Raw genomic sequence first — 21,310 nt, 5'->3', positions numbered from 1 at the left:
ATAATATAAATCTAAAATCTTAAAATAAAGATAAAGACTTTAAAAATAATTAATTTTGATTACCACTTAAAAATACACGTAACGTTGATACTAACTCATCAGCCCGAACTTCAATGGCTTCGTCAGCTTTACGCAACTTTACTTCTACGATTCCTTCACTGGCCTTTTTACCGACTGTCACACGAACTGGCAAACCAATTAAGTCAGAATCTGCAAACTTAACACCTGGACGTTCATTACGATCATCAAGTAGCACTTCATAACCCGCAGCTATCAAGCTATCATATAGCTCATCTGTTAATTTAACTTGTTCTTCATTCTTGTACTTAATTGGAATTAAGTGAACATCCCATGGGGCAACACTAGCTGGCCATGATAATCCTTTTTCATCAGCATTTTGTTCAGCAATTGCTGCTAACAAACGTGATACACCGATTCCATATGATCCCATAATGACATCGGCTTGACGACCATTATCATCCAAAACTTGTGCACCCATTGCTTTAGAATAACGGGTACCCAACTTAAAGATATGACCAACCTCAATACCCTTAGTAAACTTTAGATGTCCTTTGTTATCAATTGACATATCGCCTTCACGAGCAACACGGACATCAGCAACTTCGTCAATTCTGAAGTCACGATCAACGTTAGCATTTAGATAATGGAAACCTAATTCATTACCACCAACAACGATATTAACCATGTCGGTAACCCATTCATCAGCGATAATCTTAACATCTTCACCAACGCCAACTGGACCTAATGAACCAAATGGTGCCCCCAAGTATTGTTGAGTTTCTTCTTCCGTTGCTAAACGCAATTCATCAGCATGCAAATAGTTTTGAACTTTAACTTCGTTGACTTCAAAATCACCACGAACCAAAATCATAACAGGTTGACCATCAGCTATCATAAACAAAGTTTTAACCAATTGGTCCTCAGTTGTTTGTAGATATTCTGCTAACTCTGCCATGGTACCAACTTCAGGCGTTGCAATCTTTTGTAGATCAGCTAAAGGCGCATGTGACTTATTTGGCACATACAAATCCTTAGCCATTTCCAAATTAGCAGCGTAACCTGATTCATCAGAATAAGCAATTGTATCCTCACCAGCTGCAGCAGGAGCAGAAAATTCCTTAGAATCTGAGCCGCCCATTGCTCCAGCATCCCCAACGATGATCCGGTAGTTCAAACCAACACGGTCAAAAATCTTAACATATGCTGATTCCATCTTCTTATATGCTTCGTCTAAACTAGCTTCATCGATAGAGAATGAATAGGCATCCTTCATAATAAATTCACGACTACGTAAAACACCAAAACGTGGGCGATCTTCATCACGCAACTTTGTTTGGATTTGATAAAGCGTCAATGGCAAACGCTTATATGACTTAATGTCGTCACGAATCAATGTTGTCATTGTCTCTTCGTGTGTTGGACCAAGAATCATATCACGGCCATGACGATTACGTAATTTGAATAAATTAGGTCCATAAGTTTCATAACGGCCTGATTCTTGCCACAATTCAGCTGGTAACAAAACTGGTGCTGTCATTTCAATAGCATCAACTGCTTCCATTTCTTCACGCATAATGGCTGTAATCTTATTTAAAACCCGTTGTGCTAATGGCAAATAAGCATACACTCCAGCTGTAACTTGACGAACATATCCCGCACGTAACATCATTTGATGGGAAATTACTTCCGCATCTGCAGGTGTTTCACGTAATGTGGGAATAAAAACCTTTGACTGTTTCATGATTTATACCCATTCCTAACCTTTGCGTTTTACACGCATTAAAATTCTTTTTCTATCTTACCACATTTGTCTAATCACGACATTTCGAGCAGATTACTTACTTAACAAAATATCGTAATATGTCATTACCAGTTACAGCAATCATTAAGACAAACAATAAGCCAACACCGACTAAGGTCACTGCTAGTTCGGCCTTTTCGGGCACTGGACGTCTAATCACTGCTTCCACAATATTAAATAGCAACTTACCACCATCTAGTCCTGGAATTGGCAACAAATTCATCATCCCCAAATTAACTGATAACCATGCCATAAATGACACAATCGCTAATACTCCCATATGACTAACTTGCGAAGTATTTTGGTAAATAGCAACTGGACCACCCAATTTATTCAATGAGAACCCTTGAACAAGATTTTTGATAGCTCTAAAAATTTGCGTCATGGATTGACTAGTCATTTGGAATCCATAACGAACACGAGCACTAAGCGCACCCGTTTGTTTAGAAGTTACACCAATTTGGCCAATCACCATACCACCATTTTTAACACCTTTAGGCTTAAGATTGGCATGTTTCGTTTTACCATCACGTTTATAAGTAAGTCGAACATTTTGATCAGCCTTAGTTTGAATCGTGTTTTGCATTTTTTGCCATGAATGAATTGGCTTACCGTTAATAGCCGTAATTTCATCGTTATGCTTCAAACCAACTAATGCTGCCGGTGAATCTTTAGTTACTTGATCGACCGTGGTTGTTGATACACCTGGTAATGTAAATGCTAAACCAATGAACAAAATTAACGTCAAAATAAAGTTATTCATCGGACCAGCAAAATTAATAATGGCACGTTGCCAAAGCTTTGCTGATTCAATATGTGTATCACGTGGTGCGACTAGGACCATTGTGCCATCAGGTTCAATAATTTCTGCATCATGATCAACTTTTAGTCGAACCAATTGATCATCATCAGCCCAATAACCTTCAATAAACATGCCATCAACTAAATCAATTTGATTAACTGTAATCGTTCGTCCACCAACCAACTCTTCTTGTTCAGAAAGATTAATCTTAGTTACAACATCATCAAGACTAACGACAGTTATCGACATCCCTGGTTGAATGGGTTCATTATCAGTATCACCGCGGCCAGCCATACGCACATAACCACCAACTGGTAGAATACGCCACGTATAAGTTGTCCCGTTCCGTTGGGTTTGTAATATTTTTGGGCCCATACCGATAGCAAATTCACGGACACGAACCCCTGATTTTTTAGCAAAATAAAAGTGACCGAATTCGTGCACAATCACGATTACACCGAACACAATAATAAATGTAATAATTGCTGTCATTCTTTTCTCCATCCCCAATCTAAGTAGGGTTAGTATACAATAAAAATGGTTAATAAGGTACTATCAAAAAAGGATTGATGATAACATCAATCCTTTTTTACAGTTTATTTATTAAAAAACCCCTAACAAGTACATCAATGGTAACACAATCAACATTGAATCAAATCGATCCAAAATACCACCGTGTCCTGGCAAAGCATTTCCTGAATCCTTGACATGATAGAAGCGCTTTAATGCTGATTCAATTAAATCACCAAATTGACCAGCAACTGACAAAACAATACTGATAAGTACCATCACACCCCAGCTATAACGTTGTGGGAAGAAGTACAAATAAATTGCTGCAAATACTACCGCAATGACACTACCACCAATTGAACCCTCCCAGGTTTTATTAGGTGAAATAGACGTTAACTTGTTCTTTCCAATTTTTCGACCAACCATATATGCAGCTGAATCTGTTGTCCAAACAATTAAGAAGGCATACATCAGGGTATCCAAACCTGACATTCTTGCTGCTACCATCATGCTGAATCCTAGTCCAACATAAATCATGGTTAGGGTAAATACACCGGCATCTTCAAAATTAAATTTGTTTCGTGCAACAACTGTATGTAATAACATTAAAATAACAAATATATATAATAATGAATTACGTTGTAATATCATTGGCAAATCAAAGTCTTGCCAAATCGTCGTTGGTAGTGTCATCACTACCGCTCCTAACATTGTCAAAATCGCACCAAAGTCTATTAACAAAGTACGACGCATCAAAACAACTTCAGAAGCAGCTACCAATGCTAACACAGAAGCGGCAATCTGAATCCAGACACCACCTGCTACTAGAATGGGTATAAAAATGGCTAATGCAACGACTGCCGTAATCACCCGTGTCTTCATGTTTTTGTCTCCTATTTCTTATCACTATTATTTTCTGTTAACCCACCAAAACGACGATGACGTGATTGATAAATAGCAATCGTCCGTCGTAAGACTTCTGGTGTAAACTCTGGCCAGTGTTCATCAACAAAGACAAACTCAGCATATGCAACCTGCCAAAGCAAAAAATTAGATAAGCGTTCTTCACCACTGGTTCTAATTAATAAATCAGGATCTGGATATTCAAGTGATGCTGTCATCATTGATTGATTAACCATCTTTTCATCAATATCCTCTGGTTTAATTTCACCCGTCACAACTCGTTGGGCAATTTGTTGAACACCTGATACGATTTCAGCACGACCACCGTAATTAAATGCAAAGTTCAAAACCATGCCAGTATTATTAGCAGTTTGTGCAACAGCTTTATTAACGGCATTTTTTGTCTGTGCTGGTAATTGGTCAACATAGCCAATGACATTAACACGAATGTTATTAGCAGTTAGTTCTGGTACAAACGTATCAAAAAACTTGCTAGGTAACTTCATCAAAAAACCTACTTCAGTTTCTGGACGTTTCCAATTTTCTGTCGAAAAAGCATATAAAGTTAATACTTTCACGCCCAAATCGCTCGCTGCTTTCGTGATGTCTTTGACAACTTCCATACCACGCTGGTGACCAGAAACTCGTGGTAAATTCCGTTGCTTGGCCCATCGTCCATTCCCGTCCATGATAATCGCAATATGATTAGGAATCTGTTGATCATCCAATTCATTTTGTTGCATATCAATATGTTCCTCATGTCGGTTATTAAATAACACGATTTTCCCTCCGATATCCCGACAAATAATCGCTATAAGTCGCATAACACATTATAATCTTATATATTATAACAGGTTGTTAGACAAGATTTCAGGATTATCAATTATTTATCAAAAATTTTACCAGCTTTATCGTCAAAGGCACCTGCTAATAATGCCTCAATTGTATCTAACACACCATTATGATTATTATCATTTACAGCCAAATTGTTAATACGGACCTTCATGAAGTCTTCCGCATTTGGCATGACAAATGGATATTTTACATAACGTAGCATTTCCAAATCATTACCATTATCACCAAAGGCTGCCATTTCTTCTGGCTTAATATCCCACTTTTTACCAAGCTCAATTAACCCAGTTCGCTTATTAACACCGGGTGCTAAGATATCAACAGTTCCAAATCCTGAACCTGTTGTATGTAATTCTTCACCAAATTCTTCACGTAATTGTTGAATATATTTATGAACATCAATACCTTGTGGCCAAACAAAGGTAAAACGGAAAATATTATCATCAATTTCTTTAAATTTCTCAACTTGATGAACCGTTGGATAGAAATATTTAACCATACCAATTATTTCAGGGGTTGCATGATTAGATACATAGGCCCCGTTATGTCCTGATAAGACAATCAAATTTTCCATCTTGGCATTTGTACGGTTATTCCAGTCAATAACGCGATCAATTTGTTCGTTAGTAATTGAAGACTCGGCAATCGTCTTGCCTTGATTCATAACCAAAGCACCATTATCCGATATATATGTAATACGGTCAGGATCTACCGGATTAAAATATGAGCGCAATTGCGTGTATTGATTACCACTTGCGGCGACAAAACGAATGCCACGCTCATCAAGTTCATCTAGCAAGTCTTCCATACGTGCATAATCAAATGTACGATCATCACGTAGCAAAGTACCGTCCATATCAGTTGCAATTAATTTAATCGTCATTTTTAATTTTCTCCTTCAACTTAAATATTACTAATTTGCTTAATATATAGTTGGAAACTATCACAAAAACATTTTGTATAATATTCCATATCATATCATTTTGATGCAATACATGAACACCAAAAAGTAAAATTAGGTAACCCACTATACCAGTAGCTAAACGAGCCATAAAAAATCTTATCATTTCTAGTATAATGTTACTGAAGCCTGTCGTTTGGCTATCAAATACCCATTTGCGATTTGTTAAATAAGCAAATAATACACTTAACAACCATGCTAATATATATGATGCATTAATCGATAAATTTATCCAACGTGTACCACTATACACAACAATATTAACTACCGTTGTTAATCCACCAAATACTAAATACATTAATTGCATACGATATTTAGTTGCCATCGCAATAATTGTGTGCATTTTCTTACTCCATTTCGCTCAACTTAAAAAAATATACTCAAAATATTATATCAGACTCACACCTAAACGGTTAGTTTGCTACAATAATTATAGAATTTATTAGCTAGGAAGGCTTTACTATGAACTCAAGTTCCGATACTGAAGATACTCGTACAAACAGAAATCACCCCCGCACTAGTGCCGCAAAACTTTATCATTTAACCAAAAATAAAATTCCGTGGCTATCAATGCTCATTAGTGTTATAGCGCAAAATATTGTGTGGTGGGTCTATCCTTTAATTTACTCTAATCGTTTAGCCAGTGGGCAAATTCAACATAATCCATTGCTCCTAACGTATAGTATCATATTATCCATTGCAATTTTCTTAACGTTTAATCGTAACTTTGCACAATGGTTTAATTATATTTTGATACTAATACCGGTATTATTTTTATACTTTTTGTATCGTCATTTTACTGGTCAACAAGTCATGTTACTTACTTTGCTACCAATTACTTTACTATTGATTAATGTGCCAGGCTTAAAACTTAAAAATATATTGGGATTGATCTTATATTCAGGGATTGCCTCTTTGGTGATGCCAGTTGTTATTTTTTATCAACAAAACACCTTTTTAACAAAACCTTTCTTATTTAGTTTATTCCCACTATTCTTTAGTTATCTATATTTCATGAGTGCATTATTTATTTCTGGCAGTCGCCATAAACGAATCATTTCGTTTATATTTGGACTTATCCTATTAATCAATGTGCTCGCCTTAAATTGGAATTTTTGGATGGTTTTAGCAGTTCTAATCATCATATTCACTTGGGCAGTTTTAATTAATTTAAATCTAAAACAACGTTACCAAATGACGTTCTTTACGGTTTTGCAAACCATAACGATTATGATCATCTTCTTACAACAACGTTAATAAAACACAAACAGGCTGGAACACTTATGTTCTAGCCTGTTTTTTGGTTAATTTGTTAATAATACTTCAAAAAAACATATTAACGTTTTATAATATATTTATGGATGAACAATTATCAGAATTTTTTAAACTATTTTCAAATGTCTTACGGCTAAAAATATTAAAAATTTTAGCTAATCATGAACAAAACGTCTCCAATTTGGTTATGTTAACGAACTATTCACAATCAAATATCTCGCAACAATTAAAAATGCTAAAACAAGCTGATATCATCAGTTCACATCGTCATGGCAAACAAGTCTTTTATGCCTTAAAGGATGATCATATTCGCAGTATCATTGCTTTAGCAACAAAACACTTGGAGGAAAAATTATAAAATGCATAATCATCATGAGCATGCAGGGGTTCCAAAGAGACAACTACCCTATTTAACAGGTATCATTTTAAATTCACTTTTTATCATTGCTGAAATGATTTTCGCTTACTATGCAAATTCAACTGCTTTATTTGCTGATGCCCTACATAGTATTAGCGATGTTGCTTCACTGATTTTAGCATGGGCAGCCGTTGCCGTATTTGGTTTACGTGCAACGTCAACCCATACTTATGGTTGGCACAATGCGACTATTTTAGCTAGTTTTATCAATGCCCTCTTTTTACTGGTTGCTGTCTTTATTATCTGGTTTGAAGCAATTGATAAATTATTTAATAGTGGCGGTGAACCTGCTGGTAATCTAATTATGATTGTATCAGCTATCGGAATTGTTGTTAATTTTGTGGCAGCCAAATTTTTCGCCATGTCAGGTGACCATGAACATGATATTAATGCCAAGGGCGCTTACATTCATCTAATGGCCGATGCTGGCGTTTCATTTGGTGTTGTAATATCCGGATTACTAACCATGCTGACAGATTGGTATTGGATTGACCCAATTGTTTCGATTTTAATTGGCTTGGTCATTATCATTTCTTCATGGGATGTTTTTAAGGAATCAATTCTACTTATCTTTAATGGTGTACCGGAAAATGTCGACGAAGAAGCTGTTAAAAATGCAATTCTTGCAACGCCAAATGTTATTAGCATGCACGACTTACACATCTGGGGAATTTCAACTACAGAAACGGCTTTGACAGTCCACTTAATTGTTGAAAATCCAAGCGATATGGAATTATTATCACATCTTGGTCACATGCTACAAGATGATATGCATATTCAGCACACGACAATTCAATTAGAAAAAGGCATGCCCGACGAACCATTTAATACAATTTAATCTATTAATACAAAAAGAGGCTGGAACGAAAGAAAAAGTTCCAACCTCTTTTTGCTAAAATTATTTGAATTATAAGCCTGTAATTTTTATAGCATAAACGCGTTCTCAAAGACTGGATTCTCAATGTAACGAATTTGGGCGCTTCACGGTCTGGCGACCGCAAAACGCTTAAACACCGTTACACACCGAATCTAATCCTTCTTTGTTCTCGCTCTCTTTTACTAATCATTTTTTGGATTCAACTCTAGAACAGCAACGTATGGCAAACTACGATAATATTCATTATAATCCATACCATAACCAACTAAGAATTCATCTGGCACATGTGCCCCAATAAAGTCTGGTGTAATGCCACCAGCTGATTCTGATTGCCGTTTATCAGTTGCCACCGCAACATAAACCTTTTTAGCACCACGTGCTTCAAAATCCGCCTTCAAATAACGTAACGTTAACCCTGAATCGACAACTTCATCTAAAATGACTACGGTGCGGTCTTTTAAATCAACTTTCAAATCACGTTGAATGGTAATATGTCCTGTTGATTGATCACCAACATAACTAGACACATCAATATAATCAAGCTCAATATCACGATGCATTGCACGCATAATATCAGCCATCCACATGTATGCACCTTTCATAACCCCGACGAATACGGGACGTTCAACATCAACTAGTACTTCATTTAATTCACCAGCCACTCGATTGACCATTGCGTCAATCTCCTCAACAGATAAAATCGTGCGTGCTAATCTCATTTCAGGCATGATTACTCCTTATTCCAGATATCAAATAAAATAATTGTTTGCTCATTTGATGGACCGACAGCAAAAGTATACAAAGGTACACCAATTAATTCTTCGACACGCTTTAAGTAATTTTCAGCATTTTCTGGTAATTCTTCACGTGACTTGATACCTGTAATATCTTCTGACCAACCTGGTAATTCTTCATAGATTGGGGTAACACGTTGCACATCCTTCAAACTAGCTGGATAATGTGAAATACGCTTGCCATCTAACTCATAAGCAACTGCCAATTTAACAGTTTCAAGACCTGACAACACATCTAGACTGTTTAATGACAAGTGTGTAAAGCCACCAATACGAGCAGAGTGACGTAGCACAACCGTATCTAACCAACCAATACGACGTGGACGCTTCGTAACAACACCGTATTCATGACCAGTTTCACGAATACGATCACCGACTTCATCAAATAATTCTGTTGGGAAAGGACCATCCCCCACACGTGAAGTGTATGCCTTAGCAACACCAACAACACGGTCAATCTTTGTTGGACCAACACCAGCACCAACTGTTGCACCACCACCAACTGGTGAAGATGATGTCACATATGGATACGTTCCTTGATCAATATCCAACATAGCGCCTTGGGCACCTTCAAATAGCACACGCTTGTTATCATCTAGATACTCATTAATCAAAACAGTTGTATCAACAATATAAGGCTTCAAGGTTTGACCGTAACCATAATATTCATCAACTAATGTTTCAACATCGTATGGCTCATGGTCATAGACCTTTTCTAAAATTTCATTCTTTTCTGCCAAAACGTTTGTCAAACGTTCACGCAAAATATCTTTATCTAATAAATCAACAATGCGGATACCAATACGAGCAGCTTTATCCATGTAAGTAGGACCAATACCACGTCCAGTTGTTCCAATTTTGCCATCACCCTTTTTAGCATCAGCTAACTTATCCATCAACATGTGATAAGGGAAAATAACATGGGCACGGTCTGAAATACGTAGATTATCAGTAGTAACACCCTTGTCTTGAATTTGATGTAATTCTTCCAATAAAGCTTTTGGATTAACAACTGCACCATTCCCAATAACTGCTAGTCGCTCTGGGTTAAAAATACCTGATGGTACTGAAGATAACTCAAACTTTGTACCATCCACATAAATTGTATGACCGGCATTATTACCACCTTGGTAACGGACAACCATATCAGAATTTTGTGAGATAAAGTTTGTAATTTTACCTTTACCTTCATCACCCCATTGACTACCAACAACTACGATCCCTGCCATATTGGCCTCCTATTTCCAAATTCGTTAAAAACGAATAATTCAATTTATTCACTACTTAATTAATTTTAGCAACAAATAGCGGCCCTTTCAATAAAATTATAAATAAAAGTTCGACTTTTAATCGTTAATCTATTTAAAAAATCAGCTTTAACACGATAAATACGACCTTTATACATATTAACCAATAAAAAAAGCACAAGAGCCGAACGTCTTGTGCTTCATTATTTAATTTTTAGCGTGCTTAACAGCCTTAACAATTTCCCAATAAACATTTGGTACTAATGACAAAACAATTGTAATTAACCACTGCATTCCTGACAACGGTACGAAACTAAACAAAGTTTCTGTTACCGGAATCGTAACTAATAGAATCGTTAACAAGACTGCAAAGCCAGCCATCAATACTAACATCGGATTAGCACTGAATTTAATCTTAAACATCGATTCATCACTACGGATGTTGAAGACGTGCAAGATTGATGTTAATGACAACACAATGAATGCCATTGTGTTACCAGCTTCAGTATTACCAGTGTAAACACCATAACCTTGTGCTAGCAAAACTGTTGCCGCGAACAAAATAACGTTGGCCACAATTCTTCCCGTCAAACCGTTGGCGAAAATACTTGCCTTAGGACTAACTGGATCTTGATTCATCACGTTATCATGAACTGGTTCACGACTCAACGCAAATCCTGGCAAACCATCGGCAACCAAGTTAATGAACAATAGTTGCGTTGCGACTAATGGTGAACCCCAACCAAGTAACATGGCGGCCACAATAATCACAATCTCTGACATATTGGCACTCATCAAGAAATTGACTGTCTTACGGATATTACCGTAAATACCACGACCAGTTTCCACAGCACGAACAATTGTTGCGAAATTATCGTCAGTTAGGACAATTGCTGATGCCTCACGAGCAACGTCAGTTCCGGTCTCACCCATTGAAATACCAACGTCGGCACTACGCAAAGCTGGCGCATCGTTAACACCGTCTCCAGTCATTGCGACGACATCGCCACGCTTTTGCCATGACTTAACAATTCGAATCTTATCTTCCGGCGTGACACGAGCGTAAACTGCATAACGATCAACATTTTTATCAAGTTGCTCATCAGACATTTTATGCAATTCAGCTCCTGACAAAGCCATATCATCTTCACCTAAAATACCAATTTCACGGGCAATTGCACTGGCAGTTACCACGTGATCACCAGTAATCATAATTGGTTTAATACCAGCAGCACGTGCTTCAGCAACAGCTGCTGCTGATTCTTCACGTGGTGGGTCAATAATCCCCACTAACCCTAGTAGAGTCATATTACTTTCTAATTCGTGCTCATCTGGTTCTGCACTAAGTGTTGCTAATTTGACTGCCCCCACAGCAATCACACGCAAGGCTTTTGAACCAAATTGCTCATTCATTTTTTCAGCATCAGCATGGACACTTTCAGGGAATTTTGGCAACAACACATCAAAGGCACCTTTAGTTACCGCTAAATAACCATCTGTAACTTTATGCACGGTTGTCATGCGCTTACGCGTTGAATTAAATGGAATTTCAAATACTTTTGGATACTCAGCTTGTAGCTTTTCGTATTCAGGATATTCACCTAACGTATTAACCATTGCAACTTCGGTTGGTAAACCAACAATTTCGTCTTCTGGTTTTGATACGTTAGTTGATAATGCACCAAACTTCAAAACATCTGGTATGTTAGTTGCAATATCTTCATCATCATATACTTTATTCGCCTGTGCATCCCAAGCACGACGAACTGTCATTTTATTTTGTGTTAATGTTCCGGTTTTATCAGAAGCAATCACCGTAGCTGATCCTAAGGTTTCAACTGCTGGTAGACGACGCACAATCGCATTACGGTGAGCCATCTTTTGGACACCCAATGCTAAGGTAATCGTCACAATAATCATTAATGTTTCAGGCACAACCGCAACGGCTAGTGAGACAGCTGTCATAAACAAGTCCATCAAAGGTTCGCCATTAGCAATTCCTAAACCAATAACAACTAGCGCAGCTAAGATGGCAATCACACTCAATCGCTTACCCAACTGGGCTAAACGCATCTGTAGCGGTGTTTGTTCTTGCTTTTGACCACCTAATAAGCCGGCAATCTTACCCATTTCAGTTTCCATACCAACAGCTGTTACAGTCGCTGTTCCACGACCATTAACAACAGCAGTTCCACGGTAAACGCGATCTAAACGGTCACCCAAATCATCATCTTCAGTTGAGACAAAATCGGCATCCTTCTCAATTGGCTCACTTTCTCCAGTTAACGCAGATTCTTCAACTTGTAATTCAGTTGCTTCGATCAAATGCGCATCGGCTGATATCCGCTCACCGTTTTCAAGAACTAATACATCCCCAACAACAATATCTGAAAGTGGAATTGTCGTTAACTTACCATCACGTTTAACGGTTGCTTCAGCCACCTCTAAACTTTTTAGGGAATCAAGCGCATCCTCAGCTCGTCCTTCTTGATAAATAGACAAAACTGAATTAAGAATAACAATGGCAATAATCAAAATACTTTCAAAGTAATGACCATCACCTGAAGAGTATGATGTTATTAGTGAAATTATTGCTGCAATAATCAAAATAATGGTTGCCACATCACTCAGACTACGCTTTACCTTTTTCCATAACGGTTCTTTAGGCGCTTCTTTGAACACATTTCGTCCAAATTTTTCTCGCGACTCCTGCACCTGTTCGGTTGTTAAACCATAATTAATATCGACTTTTGTCGGATCATGTTCTTTATTTGAATTTTCTTTCATAGACTTCTCCTTCTCTATATAAAATTTCATCATGCTTCAGTTATTATTCTAGCAAAAACATAACCTTTTGTAAAGTTTTAAGCCAAAACGTAACTTTTTATACGAGAGCGCGAGCAAAGACACTTTGAATCCGGTATGTAACGAAATTGAATGCAATATACAAAAAAACAAGCTAATCGAGACATAACTCTCCATTAGCGTGTTTATTTTTAATCTTCTTCAGAAAATTCTGCTTTTAAAGTTGCTTGTTCTTGCCGATATTGCTGAATCGTTCGGTCAGTCAAACCTGGCTCCAATTGATCCAACATAACGCCAAGCGTCTTCATAGATTGCTCGTAATCATAGCTAGTTTCATAAAAATAGCGAGCTTGTTTCGTTGATTGTGCAACAGCTGGATTATCACGATACATCAATGCTTTACGTACAAGACGTTCCGTAACAGCTGCTGCTTCAATTAAGCTATCAGTTTGCTCTTCAAGCGTATCCAAATCTGCCGTCACAATACTTAATTGTCTTAACACGTCATCAACATTGATGCGTGCCAAACCTAATTGTTGTTTAACCCGTTCTAATTCATCACTAACAGAATAAAACATTGATAGATATGAATCAGGTAAGCCGGGCAATCCTTGACGCTCAAACGAACGTTGGATTAAGCGTAATTTATCAGCCAGCAAAGTAACTCGTTTCTTTGACTGTGTTAGGACATTTGGTAATTCTTGGAAAGTTTCCCACATACCAGTTTGCTCTTTAGCAATTCGTTCAAGATCAGTTGCCATTGCATCCTGTTGCGGAATCAATTTAGAAAAGACAACTTCATGTTGAGCAATCGCATGCTTCAACTCTTCAAAATTGACAGTGTTATTACCTAATTGAATTTCCCAACTGCGAATTTGACCAAGCTCATCCTTTGTAAATACAAAATCTTGATTCAAACGATCTAAACGGGCATATAATTCATGGTTTTGTCGCTTGCTTTGCGCAACATAACGCGTTAACTTCTCATTATTTTCCCAAACAGTCTGGGCTGCACTCGCTTCTTGATCAAAAGTCTCATACAATATCTCAGTTTGTGACTTCATATGAGCAATCTCTTCAGTGGCTTTTTTCAAAGTTAATTCTTTCAATAACTCCAAAGCTTCTTGACGTTCTTCTTCAATATTACTTAATTCAGTATCAATATTCGTCTCAAATTTAAAACCTTCTGCTGACATTTTGTCATAAGCCTCTTGCAGTTCAGACAATTGGCCTGGAATTTCTTCAGATAATGCGGTATTAATTGGTGGAATTTGCTCAATGCGTTGTTCTAACTGATTCGTTTCCATTCCCAAAGTTTCATAGATACCAGCAGCAGTCGCATGGTCACCCATTTCTGTTAAACGAGCAAATTCATCAAAGTCTTCTTCCAAAGAACCTAAAATTTCTTCCAACTTATCAATAGCTGGTCCAAATGAAAAGTTTTGTGACAACAATACTTTCCGTAATTCTTGATACTTAGCTTCTAAATCCTTTACAGCTTGCTTATGTGCTTCATCTAACTGCTCTAAATCATCTAATCCTTGATTAACAACGTCAATGGTTGCTTCAGCTTCCTTAATTTGACGTTTTAATTCTTTCAAACCTTGCGCTGTTTTTAAAAAGTTCAATCCTTGTGAATCAAACAAGACGGTATTTGCTTTTAAATCAATACTATTAAATTCAGTTTTTTCTAAATGATTGTACTTAGCTTCTAACAATTGAAATTGCTTCAAAGTTTGTCCCGTTAAACTTAACTGACGTCCTTTAATTAAGCGATCACGCATTGGCATCTCAGCTAGCTTATTTTTCTGTTGCACTAACTGATTAACCTTACGTGCCGTCAATCGTTGAGAGACAAAGATAACCAAATAAATGGCTGCAACCACAATAATTAAGCCAATTACAATATGTCCAATCTGTGTCATACTCCTGTATCTGGTGAACTATTGTTACCATACTCCTTACTTTCGGGAATTCTAATATGTTTAGCGTACCACGAGAAGACAAGTTCATGTTAATCTTTTTAGTCGTTTTAGTGTTTATTTGTCGTTCTTTAACACTTTTTAACTTTTATCATCCTAAAAATTATTGGATAAACAAAAAAGCCAAGACAATTGTCTTAGCTTTTTTTGTATCGTATAACTATATACCGATAAGATAATAAAATTATCCAATACGGTTGTAGTACTCAACGATTAGGGCTTCGTTGTAATCGTGATCCAACTCAGCACGCTCTGGTTCACGAACCAAAGTTCCCTTTAATGTATCCTTATCGAACTCAACGAATGGTAGAGTTCCAGCTTGTGCTTCAACAGCAGCTTGGATATAAACGTTCTTTTGTGACTTCTCACGAACTGAAATTTCTTGTCCAACACTTACTTCGTATGAAGGAATGTCAACACGCTTACCATCAACCAAGATGTGGCCGTGGTTTACAAGTTGACGTGCTTGTTGGCGAGTAGTTGCCAAACCAAGACGGTAAACAATGTTGTCCAAACGACGCTCTAGCAATGACATGAAGTTATCACCGTGAGTACCCTTACGGATTTTACCTGCCTTCAAGAACAAGTTGTGGAATTGACGCTCAGTCAAACCGTAAGTAAAACGAACCTTTTGTTTTTCAGCTAATTGAATACCATAATCAGATGGCTTTGAACGACGTCCGGCACCGTGATCACCAGGTGCGTAGTTACGACGAGCAAGTTCTTTTCCAGTACCTGACAATGAAACGCCTAAACGACGTGACAAACGGTACTTAGGACCAGTATAACGTGACATATTAAAATGTCCTCCAGAATTTTTTATTTTGTTGAATTCTAGAGAGTTGCCTCACATTCGTGCAATTCACCCAAACTTTCACTGCTGCAGCGCAGGTACTAGTATTGTTCTCCGCCATAATTGAAACGGGTCGGTAAATTGTTGACGAGCTTGCGGACAACCCGCTGCAGTTTTCAACACTTTCAATAGTCTATCAAATTATTCATCAATAAACAAGGCTTAATTACCCAAGGTTACGATTTTTCCATATAAAATTCAAAACGTGAGCCGACATATTGTGTCTGCACATATTCAAACGGTACGCCTTTTTCATCATAAGTAATCTGACGTAACACTAAAACAGGATCACCACGTTTAATTGATAAATATTCTGAAACACGTTCATTGACAGCTGCTGCCGTGACAATTTGTTGTGCTTTTCCTATCTTTAAATTACGTTCTTTAGCTAGGGTCCGATACAATGAATCTGTTAGCGCTTGTCGTGACAAACCCGTAACTAATGATTCTGGTATTGCCGCTACTTCAAAAGCGATTGGCTCATTATCACCATAACGAACACGTTCCATACGAAGTACGCGATCATCTTCATTTAGCAATAGTTGTTCTTGTTCTGAATTTGAAGCACGACCAACGTGGAAACTAACTGTTTTTGACGTTGCTTTTTTACCAGCATCGGCCATCAAATCAGTAAATGACGTAATACCGTTCAAATGTTCTTGCACTTTTTGTTCAGATACAAAAGTTCCAGAACCTACGCGTCTCTCTAAAATTCCTTCATCAACCAGTAACATAATTGCTTGTCGCAATGTCATTCGTGATACACCAAATTGATCAGCTAATTCTCGTTCTGCGGGAATGCGATCACCTGGCACCCAACGACCACCATCAATGGCCTCATGAATTTCATCATGAATTTGAATATAAACCGGAGAGCCCATAATATTTACTCCTTTGTTTCGACACCATCTTGCTTAGAAAAACGACGACCCATACTATAAGTAGCAGTTAACTCTGTAAAGTCAGCATTAAATACATTTAAATCAGCATCTTTTCCAATAGCCAAAGTTCCTTTAGTATCAAGGCCAAACTCAACAGCTTGGTTAACTGACGCCATTTGAATTGCTTCATGAACTGAAGCACCCGTAAAGGCCATAATATTACGGAAAGCATCATCGAACTCTAAAACAGATCCTGCCAATGTACCGTCCGCTAGACGAGCTTGTTTATCCTTGACCCAAACTTTTTGACCACCTAATTCAGACTCACCATCGCCTAACCCTTTAGCGCGCATTGAATCAGTAATTAAATCAATCCGATGAGCGGTCTTTAACTTATAAGCCAAATTAACCATATCAGGATAAACATGGAAACCATCAACAATTAATTCAGTACGAATATTATCTTCTAACATAGCATGACCAGTTACCCCTGGTTCACGGTGTAGCATTGGCCTTTGTGCATTATACAAATGGGTGATATGACTAGCTTTTGAATTTTCTTTCAAGAAATCACGCGTTGCATTAGAATGACCAATTGAACCAATAATATTTTGCTCAGCTAAGTAGTCTTCAAAGGCCGCAACGTTCTCAGCTTGTTCAGGAGCGTATGTAATTAAGCGCACCCGATTCCCTGATAATTCATGCCACTTTTGGACCAATTCTTTGCTAGGCGCAATAATGTACTGTTCTGGTTGAGCACCCTTAAAATGTAGATTAATGAATGGTCCTTCTAAATGAACACCCATAATCGCAGGTTCTTGTTCAGCGGCTTCATTAATCGCCACCATGGCCTTAGAAATATTTTCAACTGATTGCGTCATTGTGGTTGGAAATACTGAGGTAATTCCTTCTGAAATTTGGCCATGAACCATTTTAATAACGTCTTGTGTATTACCATCCATTGTGTCAAATCCATAGGCACCGTGTGTATGAACATCAATAAAACCTGGAATAATGACTTGACGATCAGCTCGAACCAACTCGTCAGTTGCACTAATAACTAATTCTGTCATTGGACCCATTGCTTCAATTTGCTTATCAAAACGAATATAAGCATCCTTTAACACTGGTTGGGCATCGTCTCCTGTATAAATAGTTGCATGTGTTAATACTTTGCTCATGATTAATCCCCTTATTTATTAAATGACACAAGCGGAATACAACCGTCTGAAATTCATCTTTAACTGTCTTTAAGTTTACACGGTATAGACCGATTTTTCTAGTCATCAACTTTCCCAAAATGGGATATAAAAATTAAAAAAAGGAGCCAGAATTTTTATTCTAACTCCATAAAACAATAATATTTTATTAATCAGCTGCTAAAGCATCAATTGGATTTAATTTAGCCGCGCGACGTGCTGGCAATAATGCTGCCAAGAACGAAATAATCAACGCTAGAATCAGTGTTGTCACTACATTACCAAATGTAATTTGAATCATATCGAATGATGCAATCTTATACAAAACTTGATTTAGAATAGCACCAATACCGAAAGCTAAAATAACAGCTAAGACAAAGCTTGCCAAACCAATCAAGACTGATTCAGACGTGAATAGACGACGCACATCCTTCTTGCTCTCTCCTAGAGCACGCAAGATACCGATTTCCTTAGTACGTTCTGAAACTGACATGAACATCGTTACAATAATCATCAAAGCTGAAACAATTAGTGAAATAGCAGCAATAGCAGCTAGAACATTCGTTGCCAATGATACGATTGTATTAATTGTGTCCAAAACAGAACCAACCGTTAAGGCTGAGAACAAACGATTATTGTCATCATCCTTAAGCTTGTGAATTGCTTTTTGGAAAGGCTTAACAGCATCTGCATCTTTCACACTAACCGTGGCAAACAAAGCATTCGTTGCAGCACCAGATTTCTTATAAGCATCACGAACCATATTTGCGTTTACCACATTAACGGCACCCGCTTTACCAGCATCAATAACACCCGCAATCTTTAGTGTCTTCTTCATTGGCACTGGTGTACGACCATCTTCTTTGACCGTTACCCAGTCGACATTAATTTTCTTACCAACAATTGATTGCCAATCTTTTTTATCAAAGTGCTTAGCAACGGTCTTCTTATCAACTAAGATTTCGTTTTTACCAGGCACATGACCAGCCTTAATCATCTTCTTTTGATATGTTGCTGACCAAGTTTGAACGGTTCCTAACTTATATTCGTCATCAGCTATTTTTCCGTTAACACCAGACAACTGATAACCAGGTTGTACATGTTTAGCCCCTTTGGTATGACGAATTTGTTTCATTTGCTTATCTGAAATGGTTGTCTTTTTAAGATCAACTGCTCCACCACCACCGGCTGACATTTGACCAACACCACCTTCACCATCCTCATCATCTTGATAACGAGAAACGGTAATCGCTGTCGGATTTGCTAATGAATTAACTTGATCATTGATATATGCTTTAACACCGTTTCCTAATCCAGAAAACAACATCACAGCAAATAAACCAATCGCCGTTCCCAACATAATTAATGAATTACGCCAAAAACTAAAAGTTAAATGCTTGTAAGCATTACGATATGAAGAACTAGCTGGTAATGGTTGATCTGCTAAACGCGTCACGTTTTCAGGAACCGCATATGGTTCACGAATACGAGTATCATTATCAATCTTACCATCTGCCAAATGCACAATTCGGGTACCGTGATTAGCAACATCCTCCGAATGCGTTACGGCAATAACTAACCGTCCTTCAGCAGCAATTTCATTTAAGATTTCCAAAACATCAGCTGTGTTTTCGGCATCCAAAGCACCAGTTGGCTCATCGGCAATGATAACTTGTGGATCTGATGCTAGGGCACGCGCAATGGCGACACGTTGTTTCTGACCACCAGATAATTGGTTAGGGTGTTTATGAATCTGTTCACCTAATCCCACCCGTTCTAATAGTTCCGTTGCGCGCTTAGTTTTGTCAGCTTGTGACAATGTCGTCATTTCTAACGAAACTAACACATTATCCAAAACTGATAGATGACTAATTAAATTATATGATTGATAGATGTAGCCAATCGTACCGCGACGATAAGCATCTAACTGTTCTTCTAAATGATGATCTAACGTTTTACCATTGATGGTAACTGCACCCTCAAATTCACGATCTAAACCACCAATAATATTCATCAAGGTAGATTTACCACCACCTGATTCACCTAATATTGAGACAAACTCACCTAATTCAAAATCTAAATCAATTCCTTTTAGAACCGGGAACTTTTCTTTACCAAGATAGTAAGCTTTTTGAATATCTCTTAATTCTAAATATGCCATCTACGCTCCTCCAGATATTTCATTATCAATATCATAATTATTCGTTTAGTGTACGCTAATTGCATAATACCGTCAATTACTATGACACCCTACAAAAAGAGATTGGAACATTTGCTTTTGTTCCAACCTCTCATTCATCTATTTAATAATTTTCTCGATTTCAGCTAAGACACCCTCATGATCATTATCATATTCAGCAACATGATAACCACGATTGAAGAGGCGCTTATCAGAATTAGGCATAATATAAGTTTGACCAGCTAATTGCATCATTTCTAAATCATTCATACCATCCCCAAACACAATCAAATTCTCTGGTGCGATATCAATTTCAGCGATTAACTTAGCCAAGCTTGTGGCCTTATTAACACCAGCAGCTAAAATATCAACCGTACCATAGCCAGATGTTGTGACATGTAATGGTAACTGATTAGCCTCCACTTCTTTGATTACTTCTTCAGCGTGTGCCTTAGAAAATTCACCAGTAACACTCGCTAATGGTTCATCAATATCCGCTAGATGATCAACTGTAATAATATTTGAATAGGTCTGAATAACATCTTCTTGCGCATTATCAGCAGTACCACTAAGTCCAGATAAGTAATACATATTATCAGCCGAGAATGCAATAACACGCACTGCTGAAAATTTTGGCTGCAATACTAATTCTTCTAATTTTGGCAAAGTAACCGCATCGACATTCCGGATGTGCAATTCATCAGAGCCATTGACACGCCACGTTGCCCCATTACCAGTAACTAAATGGATTCGATCAGCTAATGCGCCAAACTTATTGCGAACCCAATTTTCATCACGTCCTGTTGCAACTGCAAATTGATCGCCCTGAGCATCTAATTTATCAAGGATTGCGGCAAATCGAGGTGCATTGAATTCGCGATTTATATCCAAAAACGTTTGGTCCAAATCACTTACAAATAAACGCGTCATGTTGTTCTCCCCTTTACTAA

Annotated in this window: 18 protein-coding genes; 3 read left to right on the top strand and 15 right to left on the bottom strand. The window is 37.6% G+C overall.

The genetic code is table 11. The features are described 5' to 3' along the window. Nucleotides 1–49: 49 nt before the first annotated feature. The 6 genes from ACSYSF_RS01020 to ACSYSF_RS00995 all read right to left on the bottom strand — a co-directional run bounded on the left by ACSYSF_RS01020 (nucleotide 50) and on the right by ACSYSF_RS00995 (nucleotide 6,193). Nucleotides 50–1,762, bottom strand: a complete 1,713-nt coding sequence (locus ACSYSF_RS01020) for a proline--tRNA ligase (protein ID WP_489867895.1) — start codon at nucleotides 1,760–1,762, stop codon at nucleotides 50–52. Nucleotides 1,763–1,859: 97 nt separating this feature from the next. Beyond that, nucleotides 1,860–3,116 carry an RIP metalloprotease RseP gene (gene rseP / locus ACSYSF_RS01015; protein ID WP_489867894.1) on the bottom strand — a complete coding sequence of 419 codons (1,257 nt, stop codon included), beginning with the start codon at nucleotides 3,114–3,116 and terminating at the stop codon, nucleotides 1,860–1,862. Between the two features lie 111 nt (nucleotides 3,117–3,227). Beyond that, nucleotides 3,228–4,016, bottom strand: coding sequence for a phosphatidate cytidylyltransferase (locus ACSYSF_RS01010; RefSeq protein ID WP_489867893.1), 789 nt, complete (start codon nucleotides 4,014–4,016; stop codon nucleotides 3,228–3,230). A gap of 11 nt (nucleotides 4,017–4,027) precedes the next feature. Next, nucleotides 4,028–4,816, bottom strand: coding sequence for an undecaprenyl pyrophosphate synthase (uppS, locus tag ACSYSF_RS01005; RefSeq protein WP_489867892.1), 789 nt, complete (start codon nucleotides 4,814–4,816; stop codon nucleotides 4,028–4,030). A 104-nt stretch (nucleotides 4,817–4,920) separates the two neighbouring features. Further along, the gene (locus ACSYSF_RS01000; protein WP_489867891.1) at nucleotides 4,921–5,772 is read right to left on the bottom strand and encodes a Cof-type HAD-IIB family hydrolase; all 852 of its coding nucleotides are present in this window, start codon (nucleotides 5,770–5,772) and stop codon (nucleotides 4,921–4,923) included. After that, nucleotides 5,762–6,193, bottom strand: coding sequence for a GtrA family protein (locus tag ACSYSF_RS00995; protein ID WP_489867890.1), 432 nt, complete (start codon nucleotides 6,191–6,193; stop codon nucleotides 5,762–5,764). Before ACSYSF_RS00995 ends, ACSYSF_RS01000 begins: the two co-directional genes overlap by 11 nt. A 119-nt stretch (nucleotides 6,194–6,312) precedes the next feature. On the opposite strand from ACSYSF_RS00995, the gene ACSYSF_RS00990 reads away from it, so the two are divergent. From ACSYSF_RS00990 to ACSYSF_RS00980, 3 genes are all read left to right on the top strand, one after another. Beyond that, nucleotides 6,313–7,107: a hypothetical protein gene (locus ACSYSF_RS00990; RefSeq protein ID WP_489867889.1), complete on the top strand. Its 795-nt coding sequence runs from the start codon at nucleotides 6,313–6,315 to the stop codon at nucleotides 7,105–7,107. Nucleotides 7,108–7,207: 100 nt separating this feature from the next. After that, nucleotides 7,208–7,483 (top strand): ArsR/SmtB family transcription factor, encoded by a 276-nt coding sequence (locus tag ACSYSF_RS00985; RefSeq protein WP_489867888.1) that lies wholly within the window; start codon nucleotides 7,208–7,210, stop codon nucleotides 7,481–7,483. 1 nt (nucleotide 7,484) lies between these two features. Then, complete coding sequence (locus ACSYSF_RS00980; protein WP_489867887.1) at nucleotides 7,485–8,381, top strand: cation diffusion facilitator family transporter; 897 nt, start codon at nucleotides 7,485–7,487, stop codon at nucleotides 8,379–8,381. Between the two features lie 221 nt (nucleotides 8,382–8,602). Here ACSYSF_RS00980 and ACSYSF_RS00975 read toward each other — a convergent pair whose 3' ends face one another. The 9 genes from ACSYSF_RS00975 to ACSYSF_RS00935 form a co-directional block, all read right to left on the bottom strand. Continuing rightward, nucleotides 8,603–9,148 (bottom strand): phosphoribosyltransferase, encoded by a 546-nt coding sequence (locus tag ACSYSF_RS00975; RefSeq protein WP_489867886.1) that lies wholly within the window; start codon nucleotides 9,146–9,148, stop codon nucleotides 8,603–8,605. Nucleotides 9,149–9,150: 2 nt separating this feature from the next. Further along, nucleotides 9,151–10,443: an adenylosuccinate synthase gene (locus ACSYSF_RS00970; protein WP_489867885.1), complete on the bottom strand. Its 1,293-nt coding sequence runs from the start codon at nucleotides 10,441–10,443 to the stop codon at nucleotides 9,151–9,153. A 225-nt stretch (nucleotides 10,444–10,668) separates the two neighbouring features. After that, nucleotides 10,669–13,248, bottom strand: coding sequence for a calcium-translocating P-type ATPase, PMCA-type (locus ACSYSF_RS00965; protein WP_489867884.1), 2,580 nt, complete (start codon nucleotides 13,246–13,248; stop codon nucleotides 10,669–10,671). 209 nt (nucleotides 13,249–13,457) lie between these two features. Continuing rightward, nucleotides 13,458–15,191, bottom strand: a complete 1,734-nt coding sequence (locus ACSYSF_RS00960) for a septation ring formation regulator EzrA (RefSeq protein WP_489867883.1) — start codon at nucleotides 15,189–15,191, stop codon at nucleotides 13,458–13,460. 241 nt (nucleotides 15,192–15,432) lie between these two features. Then, on the bottom strand, nucleotides 15,433–16,044 hold the full coding sequence (rpsD, locus tag ACSYSF_RS00955; RefSeq protein WP_489867882.1) for a 30S ribosomal protein S4: 612 nt from the start codon (nucleotides 16,042–16,044) through the stop codon (nucleotides 15,433–15,435). Nucleotides 16,045–16,277: 233 nt separating this feature from the next. Further along, nucleotides 16,278–16,982, bottom strand: coding sequence for a GntR family transcriptional regulator (locus tag ACSYSF_RS00950; protein WP_489867881.1), 705 nt, complete (start codon nucleotides 16,980–16,982; stop codon nucleotides 16,278–16,280). Nucleotides 16,983–16,987: 5 nt separating this feature from the next. Beyond that, nucleotides 16,988–18,163, bottom strand: a complete 1,176-nt coding sequence (nagA, locus tag ACSYSF_RS00945) for an N-acetylglucosamine-6-phosphate deacetylase (protein ID WP_489867880.1) — start codon at nucleotides 18,161–18,163, stop codon at nucleotides 16,988–16,990. Nucleotides 18,164–18,350: 187 nt separating this feature from the next. Further along, on the bottom strand, nucleotides 18,351–20,342 hold the full coding sequence (locus ACSYSF_RS00940; RefSeq protein ID WP_489867879.1) for an ABC transporter ATP-binding protein/permease: 1,992 nt from the start codon (nucleotides 20,340–20,342) through the stop codon (nucleotides 18,351–18,353). A gap of 138 nt (nucleotides 20,343–20,480) precedes the next feature. Next, nucleotides 20,481–21,290, bottom strand: a complete 810-nt coding sequence (locus ACSYSF_RS00935) for an HAD family hydrolase (protein WP_489867878.1) — start codon at nucleotides 21,288–21,290, stop codon at nucleotides 20,481–20,483. Nucleotides 21,291–21,310 lie beyond the last annotated feature (20 nt).

Source organism: Weissella sp. ESL1139 (genome assembly GCF_058506735.1).
This window is presented reverse-complemented; position numbering and strand designations above follow the sequence as displayed.